We start from the raw sequence: 23,851 nt of genomic DNA, 5'->3' as shown, positions 1-23,851 counted from the left end.
GGGTGCTTCTCACCCCTTCGCCGCCGCTTCGATCTTCGCAATATCGATCTTGCTCATCTGCATCATTGCCGACATCACCCGGCCAGCCTTGGCCCTGTCCGGATCCAGAAGCAGGCGCGGCAGCTGCTCCGGCACGACCTGCCACGACACACCGAATTTGTCCTTCAGCCAGCTGCATTGCGACGGTTCGCCGCCACCTTCGATGAGCTTCTCCCAGAAATAATCGACCTCTTCCTGCGTCTTGCAATCGATCGACTGTGACATCGCCTCGTTGAACTTGAATTGCGGTCCGCCGTTGAGCGCCTGAAACTGCACGCCGTCGAGTTCGAACGTGGTCACCAGCGCTTTGCCCGCATCGGCGTGACCGTCGGGCCAACGCAAAACGCTCAGCACCTTCGAATTCTTGAAGATGGAGATGTAGAAATTCATCGCCTCTTCGGCCTGGCTGTCGAACCACAGGCAGGTGGTGATCTTTTGCATGTCGGGCTCCTCGGGGTGTCTTTGGTTGCGGTTACAGTGAAACGGCTGACTCCAGAAATGGTGCCAGTCCCTTGCCGTTGCCCCAAGGACGCGCGTGCGCGGAGCGATCCGACACCGGTCCGCAATCTTTTTCGCAAACTTTGATTCTCACGAGAATCTGGCGCATTGCAAAAATGTGGCCAGACCATACTTGCCGGTCTATAAACCCTGCGATCCAAATTCAGCGCCGCCACACTCCGCACCGGGCGCAGCCAGCCAGCTAAGGAATATTCATGCCCGCCTATCGTTCCCGCACCACCACCCATGGCCGCAACATGGCCGGCGCCCGCGGCTTGTGGCGCGCCACAGGCATGAAGGATTCGGATTTCGGCAAACCGATCATCGCGGTGGTCAACTCTTTCACCCAGTTCGTGCCCGGCCATGTCCATCTCAAGGACCTTGGCCAACTGGTGGCACGCGAGATCGAGAAGGCCGGCGGTGTCGCCAAGGAATTCAACACCATCGCCGTCGACGACGGCATCGCCATGGGCCATGACGGCATGCTCTATTCGCTGCCGTCGCGCGAGCTGATCGCCGACTCCGTCGAATACATGGTCAATGCGCACTGCGCCGACGCCATGGTCTGCATCTCCAATTGCGACAAGATCACGCCCGGCATGCTGATGGCGTCGCTGCGCCTCAACATCCCGACCGTCTTTGTGTCCGGCGGGCCGATGGAAGCCGGCAAGGTGGTGCTGGCCGGCAAGACGCAGGCGCTCGATCTGGTCGACGCCATGGTTGCCGCCGCCGACGACAAGATCTCCGACGAGGACGTCAAGGTCATCGAACGCTCGGCCTGCCCGACCTGCGGTTCCTGCTCGGGCATGTTCACGGCCAATTCGATGAACTGCCTGACCGAGGCGCTCGGCCTGTCGCTGCCCGGCAATGGCTCGACGCTGGCCACCCACGCCGACCGCAAGCGGCTGTTCGTCGAGGCCGGCCATCTCATCGTTGATCTCGCCCAGCGCTACTACGAGCAGGATGACGAGACGGCACTGCCGCGCAGCATTGCCTCCAAGGGCGCCTTCGAGAACGCCATGACGCTCGACATCGCCATGGGCGGCTCAACCAACACCGTGCTGCACATACTGGCCGCCGCGCATGAGGGCGAGGTCGACTTCACCATGGAAGACATCGACCGGCTGTCGCGGCGGGTCCCTGTGCTGTGCAAGGTTGCACCGGCAAAGTCCGACGTGCATATGGAAGATGTCCACCGTGCCGGCGGCATCATGGCCATCCTTGGCCAGCTCGACAATGCAGGGCTGCTCAACCGCGACCTGCCGACGGTGCACACGGCAAGCCTTGGCGAAGCGCTAGACCATTGGGATATTTCCCGCACGACGAGCCAGAATGTCCGCGACTTCTTCCTTGCCGCTCCCGGCGGCGTGCCGACGCAGGTCGCCTTCAGCCAGGATCGCCGCTGGGACGAGCTCGATCTCGACCGCGGGAAAGGCGTCATCCGCTCCGCCGAGACGCCGTTCTCGAAGGACGGCGGCCTTGCGGTGCTGAAGGGCAATCTTGCGCTCGACGGCTGCATCGTGAAGACGGCGGGCGTCGACGAATCGATCCTGAAATTCACCGGCCCGGCCCGTGTGTTCGAAAGCCAGGACGCTTCGGTGAAGGCGATCCTGTCCAACGAGATCAAGGCCGGCGACGTCGTCGTCATCCGCTATGAAGGACCGCGCGGCGGCCCCGGCATGCAGGAAATGCTCTACCCCACGAGCTATCTGAAGTCGAAAGGCCTCGGCAAAGCCTGCGCGCTGGTCACCGACGGCCGCTTCTCCGGCGGCACATCAGGCCTGTCGATTGGCCACGCCTCGCCGGAAGCGGCGGAAGGCGGCACGATCGGTCTGGTGCAGGAAGGCGACACGATCGAGATCGACATTCCCAACCGCACCATCCGCCTGGCGGTCAGCGATGCTGAACTCGATGCGCGGCGAGCGGCGATGGAGGCCAAGGGGGCCCTGGCCTGGAAGCCGGAGGAAAAGCGCAAGCGCAAAGTGACGACCGCTCTGCGCGCCTACGCCGCCTTCGCCACCAGCGCCGACAAGGGCGCTGTGAGGCACGTTCCGGAGTAGGGCCTACTTCCCCTTCTCCCCTTGTGGGAGAAGGTGTCGCCGAAGGCGACGGATGAGGGGTGTTCCAGGGAACGCCACTGCCTCACTCCGGTGGAACACCCCTCATCCGTCTCGGCGCTGCGCGCCGATCCACCTTCTCCCACAGGGGGAGAAGGAGAAGCCGCTCATCACGGCATCAACTGATATTCATAAAGCTTCTGGTACAGCCCGCCCTGATTGAGCAGCGTGCGGTGCGCGCCGCTTTCCACCACCTTGCCGGCTTCCAGCACGACGATCGTGTCGGCCTGGTGCACGGTCGACAGGCGGTGGGCGATGACGATGGTGGTGCGCCCGACCGTCAGCTGTTGCAACGCGTCGCGGAACAGGGCCTCGGATTCGGCGTCGAGCGCGCTGGTCGCCTCGTCCAGCAGCAGGATCTCGGCATTGCGCAGCATGGCGCGCGCGATCGAGATGCGCTGGCGCTGGCCGCCGGAAAGCAGCGCGCCGTTCTCGCCGACATCCGTATCATAGCCCTTGGCCATGGCGCTGATGAAGTCATGCGCATTGGCGGCCTTGGCGGCAGCGATCACCTCGTCGTCGGTCGCGTCCTGACGCCCGAGCCGGATGTTGTGCATGACCGTGCCGGCAAACAGGAACGTATCCTGGCTGACATAGGCGATCTTTTCCCGCACCGACGCGAGTGTGGCGTCGGAGATATCCTGGCCATCGAACAGCACCCTGCCGACCTGCGGGTCGTACATGCGCATGATCAGGTTCAGGATGGTCGACTTGCCACTGCCCGATGGTCCGACCAGCGCCGTCATCTTGCCAGCCTCGAGCGTCAGGTCGAGCCCTTCGAACACCGGCGGGCTTTCCGGGTAGGCGAAGCTGACATGGTCGAAATGGATTTCGCCTGGCCCGGCCTTCAGCGGCTTTGCATCGGGTTTCTCGGCCAGCGTCAGCGGCCGGTCGGCGAGCTGGAACATCATGCGCACGCCGACAATGCCGGTTTCCAGCGAAATGCGCACGCGCGCCAGGCGCTTTGCCGGTTCGTAGGCCAGCAGCAGGGCCGCGATGAAAGCCATGATGTTGCCCGGCATCTGGCCGCCACCCAGAACCAGGAAGCCGCTGACCAGGACGGAGCCGGAGATTGCCAACCCGGCAAGCGTTTCCATAACCGGACTGGTGGCGGCTTCCAGCGTCGCGATATTGTTGGCGCGGTTCTCCACGTCCGACACGGCCTTGTACATGCGCTTGCGCATCGCGCCTTCGAGGCCGAAGGATTTCACCACACGCACGCCCACCGCCGTTTCCTGCATCACCTGCACGATCTGGCCGAGCGAACGGAACTCCTGCGCGGCAATCTTGCGCACGCGCTTCAGGATGTGGTTGACGCCGTAAATGGCCACGGGGCCGATGACAAAACAGATCAGGGACAGCGCCGGCTGCTGCCAGACCATCACCCCCACCAGCACAATCATCGTCACCAGATCGCGCACATAGGATGTGACGACGAGGTCGAGCACGTTGCGCGCTGCCTGCGCGTTGTTGGTCATGCGGGTGATCAGCTCCGACGACGAGGTCGAATGGTAGAACTCGATGCCTTGCGCCAGGATGCGGTCGTAGATCTTGCGTTGCCGGTCGGCGATGATGCTGTTGCCGACGCGGCTCATAAAGTAGGCCTGCACGAAGTTGGCGACGCCCTTGAAGACGAAGATCGCGGCGACCCCTCCGGCAATCAGATTGACCCGGTCGAGCCTCTTGTAGATCACGAACTCATTGGTGATCTCGCGAAGAATCCAGGCGCTGGCGCCGGTCATGGCGGCCACCACCAGCATCGACGCGATCGCGGCGGCATAGCCAAACTTATGCTCGTGGAAGGATTCCCTGACCAGCCTCGCGATGAGGCGCTGGTTTTCCGTCGAACGGAAGAAGCGAAACAATGGTTGATCCCATGCCTGACTGAGACGAATTTCGGATTCGCCACAGGGGCGAAAGGCGGCTTATAGAGCGAGTTGCCACCGGATGGAACCTTTCGCTGTCGCGGAGACAAACGGCTGCGGCACGGTGTCTTTTGCGCCACGATTGTGACGAGTGATCAGCAGGGAGATGACGACAGATGGATTTCGACCTTGTTGTGCGCGGCGGAACCTTGCCGGACGGCACCGTCGCCGATCTCGGCATCGTCGGCGAGACGATCGTCGCCATCGAACCCGAGATTGCCGTCGGCGCCGGCACGGCTATCGATGCCCATGGCAATTTGATCTCACCACCCTTCGTCGATCCGCATTTCCACATGGACGCCACGCTGTCCTACGGCATTCCGCGCATCAACGCTTCCGGCACGCTGCTCGAAGGCATCTCGCTGTGGGGCGAGCTGAAGCCGCTGTTGACGCATGAAGCCGTGCGCGAGCGGGCGCTCGCCTATTGCGACTGGGCGGTCTCGATGGGTCTGCTTGCCATCCGCACCCATGTCGATGTCTGCGACGATAGGCTGCTGGCGGTCGAAGCGTTGCTCGACGTCAAGAAGACGGTCGCGCCCTATATCGACTTGCAACTGGTCGCCTTCCCGCAGGACGGGTTCTACCGCTCGCCGACGGCACGACAGAACACCATGCGCGCGCTCGACATGGGCGTCGATATCGTCGGCGGCATCCCGCATTTCGAGCGCACGATGGCCGACGGCACGCGCTCGGTCACTGAACTCTGCGAAATCGCGGCAAAACGCGGGCTGATGGTCGACCTGCATTGCGACGAGACCGACGATCCGCTGTCGCGCCATATCGAGCAGCTTGCCTATGAGACGCAGCGCCTCGGACTTCAGGGCAGGGCGGCCGGCTCGCACCTTACCTCGATGCACTCGATGGACAATTACTACGTCTCAAAACTCCTGCCGCTGATCGCCGAGGCGGGTGTTTCTGCAATTCCCAATCCGCTGATCAACATCATGCTGCAGGGCCGCCACGATACGTTCCCGAAGCGCCGCGGCCTGACCCGCGTGAAGGAGATGCAGGCGCATGGCATCCGCGTCGGCTGGGGCCAGGACTGCGTGCTCGACCCTTGGTATTCGCTGGGCACCGCCGACATGCTCGACGTCGCCTTCATGGGCCTTCACGTCGCGCAAATGTCGAGCCCGGCCGACATGGCGCGCTGCTTCGACATGGTCACCAACGTCAACGCCGCCATTATGGGCCTCGACCATCTCGGCCTCGCCGTGGGCAAGCGTGCCAGCTTCGTCATCCTCGATGCCGGCAACCCGATTGAGGCCTTGCGTCTGCGCGCCGAGCGGCTCTGCGTCGTCGCCAGGGGCAAGGTGGTGGCCGAGCGCACGAAGCAGGAGACGCAGCTGTCGATCTCTGGGCGGCCAGGCCAGGTGAGCCGGCGGCACAAGACTGCGTAGATACAGCCGATTTCCGCCGCTGGTCTTACCGATTTGCCTCGTCAAAGCGGCTGCTTGCGGATAGGGAGCCGCATGGCCCAGACGCTTGCTCGCAGCTTCACGATGAGAAACGTGCTTCTGGCCGGCATACTTTTGATGCTGGCCGGCGACTTCATGTTCGCGCTGAACGACGCGATGGGCAAATGGCTGGTCGCCTCTTTCTCGGTTGGCCAGGTGGTTTTTATCCGCTCGATCGGCGCCTTCATCGTGCTTGGCCCGATGATCGCCAACCAGGGCGCTGGGAGACTGTTCCGCATGGAGCGGCCAGTCCTCCAGTCTCTGCGCGTGCTGGCGACGACGGTGGACACGGCGCTGTTCTATGCCGCTGTCGTCTATCTGCCGCTTGCCGACGTGATGAGCTTCTACATGGCCGGGCCGATCTATGTGGCGGCGCTGTCGCATTTCCTGCTTGGCGAAAAGGTCGGCTGGCGCCGCTGGGCAGCCATCCTGGTCGGCTTCTGCGGCGTGCTGATCATACTGAAGCCGTCTTCGGCCGCGTTCTCGCAGTCCTCGCTGTTCGCGCTGGTAGGCAGCATAGCGTTTGCCTTTGCCATCATCCTCAGCCGCCGCCTGCGCGGCACCAGCGACACCACGCTGGTCACCTGGCAGACCATCGGCACACTGCTGGTCGGCGCCGTGATGACCATCGGCGCCTGGCGCACCCCCTCGACACTCGATTTCGGCGCGATGCTTTTGCTCGGTATCGTCTCCTGCAGCGCCCATCTGATGATCACAAGGGCGCTGAAGCTGGCGCCTGCCTCGACACTGGCGCCGCTGCACTACAGCCTGCTTCTATGGGCGGTGATCTTCGGCCTCGCCTTCTTCGGCGACGTGCCGGGACCGCGCATCCTGATCGGCTCGGCCATCGTCGTGCTCGCCGGCCTGTTCATCTTCCATCGCCAGAAAGTGGTGGAAACAGTGGTGCCGCCGGAAAACGTACCGAGGGGCGTGAACTGACCTAACCTTGGCGCACGGCCGCCAGATGCCGTGAAAACTCCGGCGTCTCCATCAACGCCTTGCAGCGGGCAAACCGCCCGTCGGCATAGGCGCGGAAATCCTCGACCGGATTGTTGTTGGCAAGCTGGATCAGCCCCCACAGCGTCCACAACAGGTCGCACATTGCCTTGTAGATGACGATACGGCCCCGCTCGGCTGACGTCGCCTCGCCGCCGAAATAGGCGCGCATAAGCTCTTCATCTTGCGCAGTGTCGAATTTGCCTTCGACGCTGAGATCGCCGATATCCCAGAGCGGGTCGTTCATCCCCGAATACTCCCAGTCGACGATCCACATCCGCTCGCCCGTATCGAGAAAATTCTCGCACAGCGGGTCGCAATGGCAGGCGGCGAGCGGGAGCTTGTGGGCAGCAAGGGCAGCCCGCACGGTTTCGGATTCGCGCACCACGTCGTGATAGCCGGGTGGCAAGGTGACGTCCTTGGTCGATAAAACCTTGAGATAGTCGTCGATCATCGTAAACAGCTCGAAGCGGAACGGAAACACCGCGTCGGACGCGTGCAGCTTGCGGAAGGCCTCGCCCGCGCGTGCCGGGCTTCCCGGCCGGGTCTTGAACTTCTCCGGCGACATCGTCTCGGCACCGGCAATGAAGCGGCTCGCCAGCACGCCTGTAGTGGCGTCGACATGCAGCACCTCGGGACTGACGCCGGCCCGCGCCGCCTCACGCGCCGCCACCGCTTCATTGGCGCGGTTGATGTATTCGTCGGTGCCTTTGCCGGGGATACGCAGGCAGATATCGCCGGCCCGGAAGACCAGATTGGTCATTCCGCCCAATCGCTCCAGCGGTCCGTCGTAGCCGGCCAATGCCGGGATCGCCGCAAGTGTCGCGCGTGCCTCTTCCGTCCCCATGCCTGTTCCCCTGGCCGTGTTATTTCTTGCGGCAACGGTTCCACAGTTTTCGCCGTTTGGCTATCATCCGATAAAGGGTAAGCAGCGAGCTGGCGGAGAAACAGCCATGGCGGGAAACAAGGATCATGGCGGGCTCGGCGCCGCCTATGCGGCGCAACGGCCCGAGGACGTGGCCGCGATCTATGACAACTGGTCGGAAACCTACGATGCCGACATGTCGGCCGCCGGCTACCGCCATCCGACGATCTGCCTGGCCTTGCTCGCCCGCCATCTGCCGCGCGGTGCAGGCCCGCTTCTCGATGCCGGCGCCGGCACCGGGCTGATCGGCGAATGGCTGGCCATTACCGGTTATCCCCAGGTCGAGGCGCTCGACATTTCGCAGGGCATGCTCGCCAAGGCGGCAGCAAAGGGCGTCTATTCGGCGCTGCATTGCCTGGCGCTCGGCGGCCCGCTGCCCTTTGCCGACAATGCCTATGCCGGCATCGTCTCGGCCGGCGTTTTCACTTCCGGCCATGTCGGCGCCGAAGGGCTGGACGAACTGATCCGCATCTGCCGGCCGGGCGGCATTATCGTGCTGACGGTCAAGAACACGTTATGGAACGCCGGCTTTGCCGACCGCATCGCTGCGCTGGAAGCGGAGGGCAGGGTGGTCCGCGCCGAGGAGACTGCGCCCTATGTTTCGATGCCCGGTGAGGCCGATACGGTGCCCAGCCGCGGCCTCGTGCTGAGCGTTAGCTGATCCAGGATCTATACCTTGATCCTGCTCATCGCCGGATCGTACATCGGCTCGAGATGGATCTTGGCCGGCGTCCGTTCCATCGCCACCACCAGCTCATAATCGCCCGAGTTGAGAAAGTCGTCGCTGACACCGTCGGCATTGCGGACATAGCCATAGCCGATGTTCTTGCCCAGCGTGTAGCCATAGCCGCCGCTGGTGAGGTAACCGACCGGTTGGCCATTGCGCAGAATCGTCTCGCGCCCGACGAGCACGACATCCTGATCGTCGACGGTAAAGCCGGCAAAGCGTTTCCTCAGTTCGGCGCCGCTGATCTTTTCGAGTGCCCGACGACCGACGAAATCGGTGTTCTTCCGAAGCTTCACCGCCCAGCCGAGGCCAGCCTCCTGCGGCGTGTCGTTGGGCGTGATGTCGGAACCCCAGGCGCGATAGCCTTTCTCCAGCCGCAGCGATTCCAGCGCCCGGTAGCCGACCGGGCGGATATCGTGCTTCCCACCAGCGACCATGAGCGCGTCGAAGATCTCGCCGGTGGCGGCGATCGGCACATGCAGTTCCCAGCCGAGTTCGCCGACATAGGTGACGCGCAGCGCCCGAACCGTGTGGCCGGCAATCGCGATTTCGCTGATATGGCCGAACGGGAAGCCGGCGTTCGAGACATCGGCATCGGTCACCGCAGCCAGCACGTCGCGGGCCTGCGGCCCCATCAGCGACAGCGTGCCGAAATCCTCGGTGACATCCTTCAGCGTCACGTCGAGGTCCTTGCCGACATGGTCGCCGATCCAGGAGAGATCGTGCGTGCGGAAGCCGGTGCCGGTGACGATGTAGAATTTGTCTTCGGCGAGCCTTGCCACCGTCAGGTCGGCCTCGATGCCCCCGCGCGTGTTGAGCAGTTGCGTGTAGGTCAGCCGTCCAGCCGGCTTGGCGACATCGTTGGCGCAGATCCAGTCGAGCGCCTTGGCTGCATCGGCACCCGTCATCTCGTATTTGGCAAAGGAGGACTGGTCGAAGAGGCCGACCTTTTCGCGCACATGCCGGTGTTCGTCGCCCACGGCTGAAAACCAGTTCTGCCGGCCCATCGAATAGATGTCTTCCGGCCTGGTGCCCTCAGGCGCGAACCAGTTCGGCCGTTCCCAGCCGAGCTTGGAGCCGAAGACGGCGCGGTGAAGCTTCAGCCGGTCATAGAGCGGCGAGACGATGCGTGGCCGTCCCGAGACGTACTCCTCATGCGGAAAGCCGATCGTGTAGTGCTTGCCATAGGCTTCCAGCGTGCGGTCGCTGACCCATTGCCGGTCGCGGTGCAGGCCGGAAAAGCGCCTGATGTCGACCACCCAGAGGTCGAGTGGCGCCTCGCCGTCGACCACCCATTGCGCCAGCACCCAGCCGGCGCCGCCACCCGACGCAATGCCGAAGGCGTTGAAGCCGGCGCCGACGAACATGTTGGCGCATTCGGGCGCGACACCGAGGATGAAATTGCCGTCCGGCGTGAAACTCTCCGGTCCGTTGATCATCTGCTTGACACCGGCCCGCTCCAGCGCCGGCACGCGCGCGATCGCCTGGCTCATATGCTGCTCGAAGTGATCGTAATCGTCGTCGAACAGGCGGAATTCCCATTCGTCAGGCACATCGCCGCCAGGCAGGCCGGTCGCCCAGGCCTGCGGGTTCGGCTCATAGCCGCCCATCACCAGCCCGCCGACCTCTTCCTTGAAATAGGTTCGTCGGTCGGGGTCGCGGATGGTCGGCGCGTCGGTCGCCAGCCCTTCGATCTTTTCGGTGACGATGTACTGGTGCTTGACCGGTTGCAGCGGCACGGAAATGCCGGCCATGGCGCCGACCTGACGCGCCCATTGCCCGGCGCAGTTCACCACCTTGTCGCAGGCGATGTCGCCCTTGTTGGTCTTCACCGCGGTGATGCGTCCGTCCTTCATGTCGAAGCCGATAACGCGGACATCCTCGAACAGCTTGGCGCCATGCATCCGCGCGCCCTTGGCCAGCGACTGCGTGATGTCGGAGGGGCTTGCCTGGCCGTCGGTCGGCAGCCACGAGGCGCCGACGAGATCGCTGGTCTCCAGCAGCGGCCACATCTTTTTCACCTCGTCCGGCGACACCAGCTGCATATCCATGCCGAAGCTCCTGGCGGTCGTCGCCAGTCGTTTATACTCCGTCCAGCGGTCGGCATTGGTGGCGAGCCTGAGGCACCCGGTCATCTTCCACCCGGTGGCGAGCCCGGTCTCGGCCTCCAGCCCCTTGTAGAGCTCGACCGAATATTTGAGCACCCGGGTGATCGACGCCGAGGAGCGCAGCTGGCCGACCAGCCCGGCCGCATGCCAGGTCGAGCCGGAGGTCAGCTTGCCCTGCTCCAGCAGGACGACATCGGCCTTGTGGTCGCGCGCCAGATGATAGGCTGTCGAACAGCCGATAATGCCACCGCCGATGACGACGATGCCGGCATGGGTGGGCAAGGTCATGGCTGTGTCCCATACTTCGTGCGGTAATTGTCCAGCGCCGCGTCGAGCCGCGTCAGGTTCTCTGCGGTATAAGCGACGTAGTCGATGCCCGGCGCATCGAGATAAAGCTCGGAAACCATGCTCCACATCGCCTCGCGCAGCAGCGACGCGCATTGCATGGCCGCGTGCGAACGGCGGATCGCCTCATCCGGCTCGCGCATGAAATAGGCGGTGAGGAAAGCGAAGGAGTCCGCGTCGCTCATCTCGGCATTGGAGGCAACGCCGGCAAGGTCGAACATCGCGGTGTTGAAGCCGGCATATTCGAAGTCGATCAGCCATAGCCTGTCGCCATCGTCAAGAATATTTGCCGGCAAAAGATCATTGTGGCCGAAGACGATTGGCAGCAGTTTCTGCGCCCGCTCCAACTCGTCGGCCAGCGCCAAAAGCCGTGGCAGTTCGTCGCGCTTGCGGCTGCCGCCTTCGTTCAGTGTGCGCGCGTAGTCGCGGATGACATGGAAGACCCAGAACATGAAGCCGGCGCCGGAGATGTGATTGGGCATCTCGCGATGGAACCCGCGCATCAGTGCAGCGACGCGGCCGATATTGGCGCGCACGTCTGCAGCGACGTAGGTTTTTGCGCCGAGGAATTCCGTGACCATGATGCCGGGCTCGGAATATCGGACCGCTGGCGCGAAACCCGCTTCATGTGCAGCCCGCGACGTCATCACCTCGCGATCGCGAAAGACGTGGTGGAACGGATAGTCCTGGCCGAAGCGTACGACGTGCCGCCCGGCGGCGTCCTTGACCAAATAGTTGGCGTTGCTGAGGCCGCCAGGCAGCGGCGCAATGTCGACGCTGCCATTCCAGCAGGGCAAGGCCCGGATGCGGTCTTCAGCAGTCACAAGGCCATCCCTGATTTGGCGGAGCTTCGACAAGGCGCCCTGCGCCGCGCAAAGAGGGCGGGGGAACGCAAAAAATCTCGTCGGTGCGGGACGCCGGGACTCTCCCATCCCACGCCGCACCGACGAGCCCCTTTGGCCAGGTTTCGATACCCGGTCTCCGCCCCCGCGGATTTGAAAAGTCCTTGCGCCAAATCAATCCCAGACGGTCTGGCCAGACGGTCCGGTCCGTGAAATTGCGGCTCTGCCATCACCCTCCCGTGGCAGTTCCGAAGCCTGTCACGCAGTCAATGTCATGCCAGTGCCGCCCGACTGTCAATCAAATGTTGTGACTTTTTTTGGGTGTTTTGCCCGAAACCGCCTGCAATTCCTTTAAAAACGTCTGTATTGCCCTAAAATCGGGCAGGTCGTAGAATTCGGGAGGCTACATGATCCATTCGAAACGGCATGGCGAAATCCTCCGCCTCCTGAAGGAAGAGGGCACCGTCACCATTGCCAGCCTGGCGGACCGGCTGGGGGTCTCGCTTGAAACCGTGCGCCGTGATGTCAAGCCGCTCACCGGTAACGGCTCGGTGCTGAAGATGCATGGCGCCATTGGCCTGCCGTCGATGACCGGCGAGGCGCCGTTCGAACGGCGCATGCGCGACAATGCCGAGGCCAAGCGGCTGATTGCCCGCATGGTCGCCGCCACCATCCGCGACGGCGAGTCGGTTATGCTGGACACCGGCACCACGACCTCGTTCCTGGCCCGCGAGCTGCTCGGCCACAGGCGGCTGACGGTGGTCACCAACTCGTCCGACATCGCCCGCACGCTGGCCACCGTCAACGGCAACAAGGTCTATATGGCAGGCGGCGAGCTGCGCAGCGATTCCGGCGCGGCCTTCGGTGCCTCGGCGATCGACTTCGTCAGCCGTTTCTCGGTCAGCCACGCGGTGATCTCGATCGGCGCGGTGGACGCCGCCGCAGGGCTGGCGGACTATGATCTGGAAGAGGCGGAGTTCGCCCGCATGGTGCTGTCGCGCGGCCAGCGTTCCCTTGTTATCACCGACCACACAAAATTCGGTCGCCAGGGTCTGGTCCAGGTCTGCGGCTTTGACGGGTTTTCCGAACTTGCCACAGACCAGCCGCCGCCGCATGACATCGCCGCTGCCCTTGCCGGAGCCGGTGCGCGGCTCAGCATCGCAGGCGGCGAAGCCGGGTTCTGAATCCTGTCGCCGGATCGGGCATTTGGGGTTGCCACTTCCCAGCGCCGGCTTCGCCGTGTTTAGTCCGGCCATGGCCTTCACCATCCGCCAGCTCCAGTTCTTCATTGCCGTCGCCGAGCAAGGCACGGTGTCGGGCGCCGCGCAAAACCTCTCCATCTCGCAATCCTCGGTCACCGAGGCGATCAAGGAGCTGGAAAGCGACCTCGGCGTCGAACTGTTCGAGCGCCATCCACGCGGCCTCAACATCACCCACAAAGGCCACCAGTTCTTGCGTCATGCGACCAAGATCCTGGCCGATGTCTCCGACGCGCGCCGCGCTTTCTCCGACGACCAGGTGGTGGCCGGCGGGCGCCTGCAGCTCGGCGTCACCTCGCTGGTCGCCGGCTATGTGCTGTCCGATCTGCTTTCCCGCTATCGCCGCGCCTATCCCGGCGTCGAAGTCTCGGCCATCGAAGACAATGGCGACTATCTCGAGCACCTCCTGATCGGCGGCAAGCTCGATATTGCCGTCATGGTCACATCCAATTTGCGTGACCGCACTGCGCTGCAGTCGGAAATCCTCGAAGTCTCGGCGTACCGGCTGTGGGTGCCGCTCAGCCATAAGCTGGCCAGCGCCGACATTATCGGCATTGGCGATATTGCTGGCGAACCGCTGATTATGCTCACTGTCGACGAGATCGAGGAAAGCACCGGCAAGCTTCTGGCGGCGATCGGCGCCAAGCCGTATGTCGCCTTCCGCACCCGCTCCGTCGAGGCTGTACGCAGCCTCGTCGCCACCGGCGCCGGCGTGGCGCTGCTGCCTGACCTCGTCTATCGGCCATGGTCGCTGGAAGGCGACCGCATCGAATCGCGCGATATTTCCGGCACTCTGCCGGTGGTCCAGGTCGGCATGGTCTGGCGCCGCGGCTCCGGCCTGCCACAGGCGGCGCGCGACTTCATCGGCCTCGCCCAGTCGCAGCGCACGGTGCGCCAGCAGCGCTGATCGGGTAAAGTCTTTGTTTTGATGCATGTCGTTCTCTCAAAACCGGGGCCACTTTTGAGTGACATGCATTTGGCATCTATCTATCGGAAAAACCGATATCGTGTTTCTGACAAATGAATTTGCGAAACCGGAATTTTCCAAGCACTTTTCATCTCAGGGACGAAAGCCGCCATCAGAGCGGCGACATGTCCATCGGACGAACTGACGCTTTTCAGCCTGCGGCTGACCGCAGCGAAGACCGGCTTCGCAGTCAGGCGCCAAAATGGGAGATTGACGATGAATTCATTTCTGAAGACGTGCACGGCTCTGACGGTCGCGCTCACCTTTTCCGGTCAGGCCGTCGCCCAGGTCAAGGAGCTTGGCAAGGGCGAAGGCGAGGTCAGCATCGTTGCCTGGCCGGGCTATATCGAGCGCGGCGAAACCGACAAGGGCTATGACTGGGTGACCGCCTTCGAGAAGGAGAGCGGCTGCAAGGTCAACGTCAAGACCGCCAACACCTCCGACGAGATGGTCTCGCTGATGAATGAGGGCGGCTTCGATCTGGTCACCGCTTCGGGTGACGCCTCGCTGCGCCTCGTCGCCGGCAAGCGCGTGCAGCCGATCAACACCGATCTCATCCAGAGCTGGAAGAGCGTCGACGACCGCCTGAAAGACGCGCCCTGGTTCACCGTCGACAAGGTGCATTATGGCGTTCCCTATCAGTGGGGCCCGAACGTCCTGATGTACAACACGGATGTCTTCAAGGAAGCGCCCAAGAGCTGGAACATCGTCTTCGAGGAAATGAACCTGCCCGACGGCAAGTCGAACAAGGGCCGCGTCCAGGCCTATGACGGCCCGATCCACATTGCCGATGCCGCCAACTATCTAATGTTCCACAAGCCGGAACTCGGCATCAAGGATCCCTACGAGCTGAACGAAGACCAGTACAAGGCGGCGCTCGAATTGCTGCGCGTCCAGCGCACGCTGGTCGGCCGCTACTGGCATGACGCCGCCATCCAGGTCGACGACTTCCAGAATGAAGGCGTCGTCGCCTCCGGCTCGTGGCCCTACCAGGTCAACACGCTGGTCGCCGCCAAGAAACCGGTCGCCTCGACGGTGCCGGAAGAAGGCGTCACCGGCTGGGCCGACACCACCATGATGGAGGCCGACTCCGCGCATCCGAACTGCGCCTATATGTGGCTCGAACACTCCCTGTCGCCCAAGGTCCAGGGCGACGTCTCGGCCTGGTTCGGCTCGCTTCCCGTGGTGCCCGCCGCCTGCAAGGGCAACGAGCTTCTGACCGACGAAGGCTGCAAGACCAACGGCTACGAAAATTTCGACAAGATCAAGTTCTGGAAGACCCCGGTCTCGAAATGCGCCACCCAGAACGACCAGTGCGTGCCCTATTACCGCTGGGTGTCGGACTATATCGGCGTCATCGGCGGACGTTGATCGCCTTACCCTCCCTTGTGGGGAGGGTCGACGCGCAGCGTCGGGGTGGGGGACAGCGCGGTTCGTGCTAGGCCACCCCCACCCGCGGCTTCGCCGCGACCTCCCCACAAGGGGTAGGTGAGGCGTCGCGCGAACTCGCCACAACTCGATCCAAAAACAGACTGGCAGCCCATGACCTCGGCCGTTTCCTTCCAGAAAGTCTCACGCCATTTCGGCAGCGTTCGCGCCGTCGACGCTGTTGATCTCGACATCGTGCCGGGCGAATTCTTCGCCATGCTCGGTCCGTCGGGGTCCGGCAAGACGACGTGCCTGCGCCTTATTGCCGGTTTCGAGCAGCCGACCTCGGGCTCGATCTCGATCTTCGGCGAGCGCGCCGAAGGCGTGCCGCCCTATCGCCGTAACGTCAACACCGTGTTCCAGGACTACGCACTGTTCCCGCATCTCAACGTCCTCGACAATGTCGCCTACGGGCTGATGGTCAAGGGCATCGCCAAGGCCGAGCGCCAGAAGGCGGCGGAAGAGGCGCTGTCGCTGGTACGGCTTCCCGGCTATGGTGCCCGCCGTCCCGGCCAGGTCTCCGGCGGCCAGCGCCAGCGCGTCGCGCTTGCCCGTGCGCTGGTCAATCAGCCCAAGGTGCTGTTGCTCGACGAGCCGCTCGGCGCGCTCGACCTCAAGCTGCGCGAGAACATGCAGGAAGAGCTGAAGTCGCTGCAAAAGGCGCTCGGCATCACTTTCGTCTTCGTCACCCACGACCAGGGCGAAGCGCTGTCGATGGCCGACCGCGTCGCCGTCTTCAACGATGGCAAGATCATGCAGATCGGCACACCGGAAGACATCTACCAGCGGCCGAAGACACGTTTCGTGGCCGATTTCGTCGGCTCCTCCAACGTGTTGCCGCCGGATTTCGTCCAGCGCTATTCCGGCCAGCATCGCTGGGGCAGCTTGCGTCCTGAATCCATTCGCATCGGCCGCGCCGCGAAAGGCGATGGCGTTGCCGCGCGCCTGGTCGGAGCCAACTATCTCGGCGCTACGACAAGGCTGGCGCTTGAAGCCGATGGGTTGCGGCTGCACGCCATCGTGCCGGCCGGCACGAAACTACCGGCGGAAGGCGAAGCGGTGGTGCTCACCTTCAACCGCGAGCACCTGCATCTGATGGATGAGCCGGCATGAGCCTCGACGCCGCCATGCCGCGCGCCACGGCCCCCGCCATCCTGCCCGGCAGCGGTGGCATGCGCGGTGCGTTGTCCGACCTGTTCTGGCGCCGGCCGCAATTGCTGCTGTTCCTCATGCTGCTGCCGCCGGTGATATGGCTGGGTGTCGTCTATATCGGATCGCTGTTCGCCCTCCTGGCGCAGAGCTTTTTCTCGATCGACGAATTCTCCGGTCTCATCAACCATGAGTTCACGCTGAAGACCTATGGCGACCTGTTCCAGGCCGCCAATCTGGACATCATCCTGCGCACCGTGACGATGGCGGTGCTGGTCACGCTGGCTTCGGCCATCATCGCCTTCCCCATCGCCTATTACGCGGCGCGCTATGCCCGCGGCCGCTGGAAGGCGCTGTTTTATCTCGGCGTCATGCTGCCGCTGTGGTCGAGCTACCTGGTCAAGATCTATGCCTGGAAGCTGATCCTCGCCAAGGAAGGCATTTTGACCTGGCTGCTCGCCAAATTGCATCTGCTCTGGGTGCTCGACGGCTGGCTGTCGCTGCCGGTCGTCGGCGGAAACTCGCTATCGGTCTCCGCCACCGGCACCTTCATCGCCTTCGTCTATGTCTGGCTGCCCTTCATGATCCTGCCGGTGCAAGCGGCATTGGAACGCGTGCCCGGCAATCTGGTCGAGGCCTCGTCCGATCTCGGCGCGTCGCCGGGCCAGACGTTCCGCAACGTGCTGTTCCCGCTGGCGCTGCCCGGCATCGTCGCCGGCTCGATCTTCACCTTCTCGCTGACGCTGGGCGACTACATCATCCCGCAGATCATAGGCACGTCGCGCCTGTTCATCGGCCAGGCCGTCTATTCGCAGCAAGGCACCGCCGGCAACATCCCGCTCGCTGCAGCCTTCACCGTCGTGCCCATCATCATCATGGGTTTCTACCTCTGGGGCGCCAAGCGCATGGGGGCCTTCGATGCGCTCTGACGGCTCGCAATCCGCCCCGCTCGGCCTCAAGATCGTAGCAGCTTGCGGCCTGCTCTTCCTGCATCTGCCGATCCTGCTGATCTTCGTCTACGCCTTCACCACGGAAGAAAAGAGCTTCGTCTGGCCGCCGCCGGGGCTGACCACGCAATGGTTCGCCGTCACCTGGAACCGTCCGGATGTCTGGCAGGCGCTGTCGCTCTCGGTCCGCGTCGCCGCCATCTCGACGGCGATTGCCCTGATACTCGGCACGCTATGCGCCGCCGCCGTGTCGCGGACGAAATTCTTCGGCCGCGAGACCATCTCGCTGCTCGTCATCCTGCCGATTGCGCTGCCCGGCATCATCACCGGCATCGCGCTGCGCTCAGCCTTTTCGCTGGCCGACATCCCCTTCTCGTTCTGGACGATCGTGCTCGGCCACGCCACCTTCTGCGTGGTCGTCGTGTACAACAATGCGGTCGCCCGCTTCCGCCGTTCCTCGGGCTCGATGATCGAGGCCTCGATGGATCTTGGCGCCGACGGCTTCCAGACCTTCCGGCACGTCGTGCTGCCTAACATTGCGACCGCACTGCTTGCCGGCGGCATGCTGGCCTTCGCGCTGTCGTTCGACGAGGTCATCGTTACCACCTTCACCGCCGGCCAACAGCAGACCGTGCCGATCTGGATGCTGGAGGAGCTGATCCGCCCGCGCCAGCGCCCGGTCACCAATGTCGTCGCCATGGTCGTGGTTCTGGTGACGCTGCTGCCCATCCTGTTTGCCTACTATCTGACCCGCGACGGCGACCAGATCGCCGGCAGTGGAAAATGAAAACAGCGAATAGCGAGTAGCGAGTAGGGAAGATGCACGACCGCCCCTGTTCGCTACTCGCTCCTGACAAGGGAGAAATCCATGGACACTCAGATGCTGATCGGCGCGATCTTCGACAAGGGCACCGAGACCGAGGAGCCGATCCTCAATCCAAAGACGGGGGCGGCCATTCTCAACCTGCCGGAAGCAAGCCCGGCGCAGATCGAGGCGGCGGTGGCGGCGGCGGAAAAGGCGTTTGTCACGTGGTCGCGCACCACGCCGGCGCAACGCTCGGGCCATCTTCTCAAGATCGCCGACCGCATCGAGGCCGAGGCCAAGGAGTTCGCCGCGCTCGAGGCGCTGAACTGCGGCAAGCCGATCAATGCCGTGCTCAATGACGAAATCCCGGCGATCGTCGACTGCTACCGCTTCTTTGCCGGCGCGGTGCGTTCGATGCCCGGCGTGGTCGCCGGCGAATATCTCCCCGGCCACACCTCAATGGTGCGGCGCGACCCGATCGGCATCGTCGCCTCGATCGCGCCCTGGAACTATCCGCTGATGATGATGGCGTGGAAGCTGGCGCCGGCGATCGCGGGCGGCAACACCGTCGTCTTCAAGCCGTCGGAACAGACGCCGCTGACGGCGCTGAAGCTGGCCAGGATCCTGGCAGAGGTGCTGCCCGAGGGCGTCGTCAACGTCGTGCTCGGCCGCGGCGACAGCGTTGGCAACACGCTGATCAACCACCCCAAGGTCAACATGATCTCGATCACCGGCGACGTCGCCACCGGCAAGAAGGTGCTGCAGGCGGCCGCCAAGTCGGTCAAGCGCACGCATCTGGAACTGGGCGGCAAGGCGCCCGTCATTGTCTTCGACGACGCCGATCTCGGCGCGGTGGTGAACGGGCTGCGCGCCTTCGGCTATTACAATGCCGGCCAGGACTGCACCGCCGCCTGCCGCATCTATGCCGGCAAGAAGATCTACGACAAGCTCGTTGCCGATCTGTCCTCTGCGGTCTCGACCATCAAATACAACCAGCCAGATGACACTGAGAACGAGATCGGCCCGCTGATCTCCCGTCGCCAGCGCGACCGCGTCTCGAGCTTCGTCGAGCGCGCCTCGGAATTGAAGCACATCGAGATCACCACCGGAGGCAAACCGGGCGAGGGCTCCGGCTTCTACTACCAGCCGACCGTGGTTGCCGGTGCGCTGCAGGAAGACGAAATCGTCCGCCGCGAAGTGTTCGGCCCGGTCGTCTCGATCACCCGCTTCTCGGAAGTCGACGAAGCCGTGAACTGGGCCAATGACAGCGACTATGGCCTGGCGTCCTCGGTGTGGACCAAGGACGTCTCGCGCGCCATGGCGACGGCCGCCCGCCTGCAATATGGCTGCACCTGGATCAACACCCATTTCATGCTGACCAACGAAATGCCGCATGGCGGCCTGAAACAGTCCGGCTACGGCAAGGACATGTCACTCTACGCGCTGGAGGACTATACCGCCGTCCGGCATGTGATGGTCGCGCATGGCTAGCGGCCTTTTACCTCTCCCCTTGTTGTGGGAGAGGATAGATCGCCCCGCTGAGGCACAGCCAAGCGTTGGGCGATCTTGGGGAGGGGTAAGCTGGCGCCACGCTGGAACACCCCCGCCAGACCAAGCTTCGCTTCTCTTTTGATGGGACAAGGGGAAGACGAGTGCGCATGCAAGCGTTCAAAACCAAGGGAGGAAAACAACAATGCAACGCCGCCAGTTTCTGATATCCGCATCCATCGCCGCCACGCTTCTCGCCGTGACGCCATCCTTCGCCGGAGACTCCGCGCAGTCGGTGGTCGAGGCCTATGTCGCGGCCTGGAACGCGCATGACTCGGCCAAGGCCGCCGGCTACTTCGCCGACGACGTCACCTACTACGACGCTTCCGTCGGCAAGCCGGTGGCGGGCAGGGAGGCCGCCAAGACCGGCGTCATCGACAATTTCCTGAAGGCCGTTCCTGATGCCGTATGGACGATGAAAGGCAAGCCGTTGATCGACGGCGACCGCGTCTCGTTCGAATGGGAGTTCTCCGGCACCAATACCGGCGCCTGGGGAGACGGCACCGCCGCGACCGGCAAGAAGTTCTCCTTTACCGGCGCCTCGATGTTCCAGGTCAAGGACGGCAAGATCGCGACCCAGAGCGACTATTACGACGCGCTAGGGTTCTACAAGCAGCTTGGCCTGATGTAGGGCGCGGCCGCATCCCTTCGCCCCGTTTACGGGGAGAAGGTGGCCCGAAGGGCCGGATGAGGGGCGGCGCAAACTTCTGCTAAGCTGGCACTGTCCCTCATCTGCCTGCCGGCATCTTCTCCCCGTGAACGGGGCGAAGAAGCAGGCCACTACTCGATGATGCGATAGATGTTCCAAAGGCTGGTGCCCGACACGACGTAGGGCTCCATCTCCTTGCCCCATTTGGCGTGGGCGTCGATCTTGGCGATCCTGGCGAAGAATGCCTCCAGTTGGGCAAGGCTTTCGACCTGGTGATGAGACTCCACCGTCGCCTCACGCGCCCCGATCGAACCGGTCATGATCTGGAACTCCAGGTCGGCGATGCCAACCTGAGAGCCGATCTCGCGCTCCCATTTCTTCAGCAGTTCAAGCACGGTCTGCTTGTGCCCGAATTTGGCGTCGATCTGCCATCTGGCGCTGAACATTTTTGTCTCCTCCGGCTTTGCGGCCCAGGCCGCGGTTAGGTGGCCTACTCGTCCCAGGCCTGCACGACGGTCTGTCGTGCAATGCGTCCGTTCTTCAACTCCAGCATCGCCGCGCAGAACACCTTGGTTCCGTCCGGATAGGCGCAGGCCTGGGTGAAGGCGAGGTTGTCGCCATCGGCGATGGTGGTGTCGACCTTGTGGGTCATTGCCCGGCTGCAGATGTCGTCCCAGAATGTGCTGATCGCCGCCCGGCCACGGATCTCGCGCGGCTTGCTCGGCGGGTTGTTGCGATCGATCACCCGCACCAGCGCATCGTCGGCGTAGAAGCTCGCCAACGTCCTGCCGTCCCGTCCTTCGATCGCTTTCTTGATCGCCGCGCCGTCAACGCTTTGCGTCTTGGTCAGCATCTTTTCCTCCATGGCCCCTCGATGGGCGGTTGATGACAAAAAGGGCTGCCCGGCGCCCATCGCCGGGCAGGGTCTTTCACTGCGACTTGGCTTTGACGGCCGCGAACACGCCGTCGGTCTGCTGTTTGAAGGTCGCTAAATCGACCTGGCTGCCGTTGAGCATCGTCGACCAGTGGCGCACGATGGCCGCCATCGCGATCGCTTCCTTGATCTCCTCATCGGTCGCGCCATTGAGCTTGGCGGCCTCGGTGTGGAAATAGATGCAGTACTGGCAGGGGATCTGCGAGGCGACGGCCAGCCCCATCAGCTCCTTGGTCTTGCCGTCGAGCGCGGTCTTGGGGTTGAGCTGCACGCCCTTGATCTCGGCCCAGGCGCCGGCAACCGCGACATCGGGCAGCGTCTTGAACATGTCCGGCACCGAGCCGAGTGTCGCCTCGATGTCCTTGTAGGCGGCGGCCGCCGTGGCGTCCTCGGCCTTGGCAGGGGCGATCGTGAACAGTGCGCCAACGCCTGCCGCTATCACCAGCGATTTGATCGACCTGTTTGACTTCAGCATTGCATCCTCCGTTCGCAGCGCCTTCCCGGCGACATCCGCCTGGGCTGCATGGAGAGAATTCGTAGCGCCTGCGCGCCGTTGGCCGCTTCGCCCGAAAGCGCCATGGCTCCTATGGCCCGTCCGGGCCAGTGTGTCTGGCGGAAAATGCCGCCGCCGCTGCCCGCGACGGCAGGTCGAGCTTCAGCAATATGTTGGCTACATGACGCTTGACCGTATGCTCGCTCAGCCTCAGCTCGGCAGCGATTGCGGCATTGCTCTTGCCGTCGGCGATCAGGCTGACCACCTCGCTTTCGCGCGCCGTCAGTTGAGCAGGCTCGGCAGGCCTGGCCTTGGGACGGCAAGCGGGCTCGAGATGCTGTTCCGACGTCACCTGGACCAGCGCCAGCGGCTCGTCCAGCTCATCCAGCGCGACACGGCCGGCATCGACGAAATGCAGGCCGGAACCGGCGGCGAGGTCGGCGACCAGCCGCGACGCCAGTATCTCGCCGCGCCCGGCGTGGGCGGCGATCTGCATCGTCACCCGTGCCATCAGCCCCATCGGCGGTCCGCGCATTTCGACCTCGCCGACATGCGTGCCCTGGGCGCTTGCAATGCCCATATGCTGCGCCGTATCGCGCAGCGCCGCCGCGCAGCGTATGGCCCGCGCCGGCCCGTCGAAGCGCGCGACCATCAGCTCGCCATGGATGCCGGCGGCGCGTCCGCCATGACGGCCGACCAGCTGCCGCCAGCTCTCCTGGAAGCGCTCGCTGCGTTCGCTCCACATGCGGTCGCCCACCCGCGCCGTGTCATAGATGCGTGTCGCCAGAAGAGCGGCAAGCACGCGCTCCGCTTCGATTACGGCGCGCTCGCCGGTCAGGAATTCCTCGATCAGGTCTGCCACCCGGTCGACATCGCCGGTCCAGATCGGGTGATCGCGGCCGGGGATTTCGATCAATCGCGCATTCGCGATCTTCTTGGCCAAGAAGCGGCTGGCGTCGGGGTCGACCCGCACATCGTTGCGGCGATGGATGAGCAGCGTCGGTGTGCCGATCGCCGAAAGTACGCCGCGCACGTCGACCCCGGCATTCATCCGGGCTAGGGCGGCCGCTGCCGTCGGGCTCGCCGACAGCCGTTCGAAGCGCGCCCACCACTGGGTGAAATGCGCGTCATCGACGCGGCCCGGCGCAAAGTTGGGCAGAGTGGCGCCGGTGCCCCAGGCTGTGCCCGCGGTCGCGATGAAGGCCTCGAGGCGTTCGGGCGGCATCACCCATTTGTGGAAATGCGCATAGCCGCCATAAAGCGCCAACGCCCGTGTTCGCTCCGGATAAGTGGCGGCGAACAACATTGCCAGCGGCGCGCCTTCCGAGGCGCCGAGCAAGGCCGCACGGCCACTGCCGGTGGCATCCATCACCACGCGCACATCGTCCATGCGGGTTTCGAGGTTGGGCAGATGGCGCGGGTCGACCCGGTCGGACAGGCCGGTGCCGCGCTTGTCGAACAGGATCAGCCGCGAGAACGCCGAGAGCCGTTTCAACAGCCTGGTATAACCTTCGTCTTCCCAATGCAGGTCGAGATTGGAAATGAAGCCGGGCACGAAAACCAGGTCAAACGATCCCTGGCCGACCACCTGATAGGCGATCCGCACGTCGCCGCTGAGGGCATATCGCGTCTCGATCGGCCTCACGACTGCATCCCGCCCGGCCAGACGACTTCTGATCGTCGACCATAGCAGACA

21 protein-coding genes are annotated in these 23,851 nt (G+C 63.7%); 12 read left to right on the top strand and 9 right to left on the bottom strand.

Going from position 1 to position 23,851, the window contains the following annotated elements:
- Window positions 1-9 precede the first annotated feature (9 nt).
- Entirely contained in the window at window positions 10-480 is a 471-nt protein-coding gene (locus tag ACWTU9_RS01545; protein WP_455856782.1) for a VOC family protein, read from the bottom strand.
- A gap of 272 nt (window positions 481-752) precedes the next feature.
- Here ACWTU9_RS01545 and ilvD point away from each other — a divergent pair, with 272 nt between their 5' ends.
- Window positions 753-2,597, top strand: a complete 1,845-nt coding sequence (ilvD, locus tag ACWTU9_RS01540) for a dihydroxy-acid dehydratase (protein ID WP_455856781.1) — start codon at window positions 753-755, stop codon at window positions 2,595-2,597.
- A 167-nt stretch (window positions 2,598-2,764) separates the two neighbouring features.
- On the opposite strand, the gene ACWTU9_RS01535 is transcribed toward ilvD, so the two are convergent.
- Window positions 2,765-4,519, bottom strand: a complete 1,755-nt coding sequence (locus ACWTU9_RS01535) for an ABC transporter ATP-binding protein (protein ID WP_455856780.1) — start codon at window positions 4,517-4,519, stop codon at window positions 2,765-2,767.
- A 176-nt stretch (window positions 4,520-4,695) separates the two neighbouring features.
- Here ACWTU9_RS01535 and ACWTU9_RS01530 point away from each other — a divergent pair, with 176 nt between their 5' ends.
- On the top strand, window positions 4,696-5,976 hold the full coding sequence (locus tag ACWTU9_RS01530) for an amidohydrolase family protein (protein WP_455856779.1): 1,281 nt from the start codon (window positions 4,696-4,698) through the stop codon (window positions 5,974-5,976).
- 72 nt (window positions 5,977-6,048) lie between these two features.
- On the top strand, window positions 6,049-6,972 hold the full coding sequence (locus ACWTU9_RS01525) for a DMT family transporter (protein ID WP_455856778.1): 924 nt from the start codon (window positions 6,049-6,051) through the stop codon (window positions 6,970-6,972).
- Between the two features lies 1 nt (window position 6,973).
- Here ACWTU9_RS01525 and ACWTU9_RS01520 read toward each other — a convergent pair whose 3' ends face one another.
- Window positions 6,974-7,876 (bottom strand): phosphotransferase, encoded by a 903-nt coding sequence (locus ACWTU9_RS01520; RefSeq protein ID WP_455856777.1) that lies wholly within the window; start codon window positions 7,874-7,876, stop codon window positions 6,974-6,976.
- A gap of 106 nt (window positions 7,877-7,982) precedes the next feature.
- Here ACWTU9_RS01520 and ACWTU9_RS01515 point away from each other — a divergent pair, with 106 nt between their 5' ends.
- Window positions 7,983-8,615, top strand: coding sequence for a class I SAM-dependent DNA methyltransferase (locus ACWTU9_RS01515; RefSeq protein WP_455856776.1), 633 nt, complete (start codon window positions 7,983-7,985; stop codon window positions 8,613-8,615).
- 8 nt (window positions 8,616-8,623) lie between these two features.
- Here ACWTU9_RS01515 and ACWTU9_RS01510 read toward each other — a convergent pair whose 3' ends face one another.
- Entirely contained in the window at window positions 8,624-11,077 is a 2,454-nt protein-coding gene (locus ACWTU9_RS01510; protein ID WP_455856775.1) for a GcvT family protein, read from the bottom strand.
- A complete protein-coding gene (locus ACWTU9_RS01505; protein ID WP_454588165.1) occupies window positions 11,074-11,958 on the bottom strand; it encodes a phosphotransferase in 885 nt (294 codons plus the stop codon). The genes ACWTU9_RS01510 and ACWTU9_RS01505 overlap by 4 nt, the downstream gene beginning before the upstream one ends.
- Window positions 11,959-12,383: 425 nt before the next feature.
- Between ACWTU9_RS01505 and ACWTU9_RS01500 the strand changes: the two genes are divergently transcribed.
- The 8 genes from ACWTU9_RS01500 to ACWTU9_RS01465 all read left to right on the top strand — a co-directional run bounded on the left by ACWTU9_RS01500 (window position 12,384) and on the right by ACWTU9_RS01465 (window position 20,710).
- Window positions 12,384-13,160, top strand: a complete 777-nt coding sequence (locus ACWTU9_RS01500) for a DeoR/GlpR family DNA-binding transcription regulator (RefSeq protein WP_455856774.1) — start codon at window positions 12,384-12,386, stop codon at window positions 13,158-13,160.
- 70 nt (window positions 13,161-13,230) lie between these two features.
- Complete coding sequence (locus ACWTU9_RS01495; RefSeq protein WP_454576699.1) at window positions 13,231-14,142, top strand: LysR family transcriptional regulator; 912 nt, start codon at window positions 13,231-13,233, stop codon at window positions 14,140-14,142.
- Window positions 14,143-14,418: 276 nt separating this feature from the next.
- Window positions 14,419-15,573: an ABC transporter substrate-binding protein gene (locus tag ACWTU9_RS01490; RefSeq protein WP_455856773.1), complete on the top strand. Its 1,155-nt coding sequence runs from the start codon at window positions 14,419-14,421 to the stop codon at window positions 15,571-15,573.
- A 171-nt stretch (window positions 15,574-15,744) separates the two neighbouring features.
- A complete protein-coding gene (locus ACWTU9_RS01485; protein ID WP_455856772.1) occupies window positions 15,745-16,743 on the top strand; it encodes an ABC transporter ATP-binding protein in 999 nt (332 codons plus the stop codon).
- Window positions 16,740-17,708 (top strand): ABC transporter permease, encoded by a 969-nt coding sequence (locus ACWTU9_RS01480; protein ID WP_455856771.1) that lies wholly within the window; start codon window positions 16,740-16,742, stop codon window positions 17,706-17,708. Before ACWTU9_RS01485 ends, ACWTU9_RS01480 begins: the two co-directional genes overlap by 4 nt.
- Window positions 17,698-18,513: an ABC transporter permease gene (locus ACWTU9_RS01475; RefSeq protein WP_455856770.1), complete on the top strand. Its 816-nt coding sequence runs from the start codon at window positions 17,698-17,700 to the stop codon at window positions 18,511-18,513. The genes ACWTU9_RS01480 and ACWTU9_RS01475 overlap by 11 nt, the downstream gene beginning before the upstream one ends.
- Window positions 18,514-18,594: 81 nt before the next feature.
- A complete protein-coding gene (locus ACWTU9_RS01470; RefSeq protein WP_455856769.1) occupies window positions 18,595-20,022 on the top strand; it encodes a gamma-aminobutyraldehyde dehydrogenase in 1,428 nt (475 codons plus the stop codon).
- Window positions 20,023-20,224: 202 nt separating this feature from the next.
- Complete coding sequence (locus ACWTU9_RS01465) at window positions 20,225-20,710, top strand: ester cyclase (RefSeq protein ID WP_455856768.1); 486 nt, start codon at window positions 20,225-20,227, stop codon at window positions 20,708-20,710.
- Window positions 20,711-20,859: 149 nt separating this feature from the next.
- On the opposite strand, the gene ACWTU9_RS01460 is transcribed toward ACWTU9_RS01465, so the two are convergent.
- From ACWTU9_RS01460 to ACWTU9_RS01445, 4 genes are all read right to left on the bottom strand, one after another.
- The gene (locus ACWTU9_RS01460; protein ID WP_455856767.1) at window positions 20,860-21,174 is read right to left on the bottom strand and encodes a hypothetical protein; all 315 of its coding nucleotides are present in this window, start codon (window positions 21,172-21,174) and stop codon (window positions 20,860-20,862) included.
- 44 nt (window positions 21,175-21,218) lie between these two features.
- Window positions 21,219-21,581: a nuclear transport factor 2 family protein gene (locus ACWTU9_RS01455; RefSeq protein WP_454576671.1), complete on the bottom strand. Its 363-nt coding sequence runs from the start codon at window positions 21,579-21,581 to the stop codon at window positions 21,219-21,221.
- Window positions 21,582-21,657: 76 nt separating this feature from the next.
- Window positions 21,658-22,137, bottom strand: a complete 480-nt coding sequence (locus ACWTU9_RS01450; RefSeq protein ID WP_454588159.1) for a carboxymuconolactone decarboxylase family protein — start codon at window positions 22,135-22,137, stop codon at window positions 21,658-21,660.
- Between the two features lie 109 nt (window positions 22,138-22,246).
- Window positions 22,247-23,800 (bottom strand): alpha/beta fold hydrolase, encoded by a 1,554-nt coding sequence (locus ACWTU9_RS01445; protein WP_455856766.1) that lies wholly within the window; start codon window positions 23,798-23,800, stop codon window positions 22,247-22,249.
- Between the last annotated feature and the right edge of the window lie 51 nt (window positions 23,801-23,851).

This window comes from Mesorhizobium sp. 128a, from assembly GCF_053848025.1.
The sequence above is the reverse complement of the archived record's forward strand: the minus strand, read 5'-3'. Positions and strand labels throughout refer to the sequence as shown.

Coding starts and splice junctions, on each gene's coding strand:
- ACWTU9_RS01545 (WP_455856782.1), bottom strand. CDS start 480: ATGCAAAAGATCACCACCTGCCTGTGGTTCGACAGCCAGGCCGAAGAG.
- ilvD (WP_455856781.1), top strand. CDS start 753: ATGCCCGCCTATCGTTCCCGCACCACCACCCATGGCCGCAACATGGCC.
- ACWTU9_RS01530 (WP_455856779.1), top strand. CDS start 4,696: ATGGATTTCGACCTTGTTGTGCGCGGCGGAACCTTGCCGGACGGCACC.
- ACWTU9_RS01525 (WP_455856778.1), top strand. CDS start 6,049: ATGGCCCAGACGCTTGCTCGCAGCTTCACGATGAGAAACGTGCTTCTG.
- ACWTU9_RS01520 (WP_455856777.1), bottom strand. CDS start 7,876: ATGGGGACGGAAGAGGCACGCGCGACACTTGCGGCGATCCCGGCATTG.
- ACWTU9_RS01515 (WP_455856776.1), top strand. CDS start 7,983: ATGGCGGGAAACAAGGATCATGGCGGGCTCGGCGCCGCCTATGCGGCG.
- ACWTU9_RS01510 (WP_455856775.1), bottom strand. CDS start 11,077: ATGACCTTGCCCACCCATGCCGGCATCGTCGTCATCGGCGGTGGCATT.
- ACWTU9_RS01500 (WP_455856774.1), top strand. CDS start 12,384: ATGATCCATTCGAAACGGCATGGCGAAATCCTCCGCCTCCTGAAGGAA.
- ACWTU9_RS01495 (WP_454576699.1), top strand. CDS start 13,231: ATGGCCTTCACCATCCGCCAGCTCCAGTTCTTCATTGCCGTCGCCGAG.
- ACWTU9_RS01490 (WP_455856773.1), top strand. CDS start 14,419: ATGAATTCATTTCTGAAGACGTGCACGGCTCTGACGGTCGCGCTCACC.
- ACWTU9_RS01485 (WP_455856772.1), top strand. CDS start 15,745: ATGACCTCGGCCGTTTCCTTCCAGAAAGTCTCACGCCATTTCGGCAGC.
- ACWTU9_RS01480 (WP_455856771.1), top strand. CDS start 16,740: ATGAGCCTCGACGCCGCCATGCCGCGCGCCACGGCCCCCGCCATCCTG.
- ACWTU9_RS01475 (WP_455856770.1), top strand. CDS start 17,698: ATGCGCTCTGACGGCTCGCAATCCGCCCCGCTCGGCCTCAAGATCGTA.
- ACWTU9_RS01470 (WP_455856769.1), top strand. CDS start 18,595: ATGGACACTCAGATGCTGATCGGCGCGATCTTCGACAAGGGCACCGAG.
- ACWTU9_RS01465 (WP_455856768.1), top strand. CDS start 20,225: ATGCAACGCCGCCAGTTTCTGATATCCGCATCCATCGCCGCCACGCTT.
- ACWTU9_RS01460 (WP_455856767.1), bottom strand. CDS start 21,174: ATGTTCAGCGCCAGATGGCAGATCGACGCCAAATTCGGGCACAAGCAG.
- ACWTU9_RS01455 (WP_454576671.1), bottom strand. CDS start 21,581: ATGCTGACCAAGACGCAAAGCGTTGACGGCGCGGCGATCAAGAAAGCG.
- ACWTU9_RS01450 (WP_454588159.1), bottom strand. CDS start 22,137: ATGCTGAAGTCAAACAGGTCGATCAAATCGCTGGTGATAGCGGCAGGC.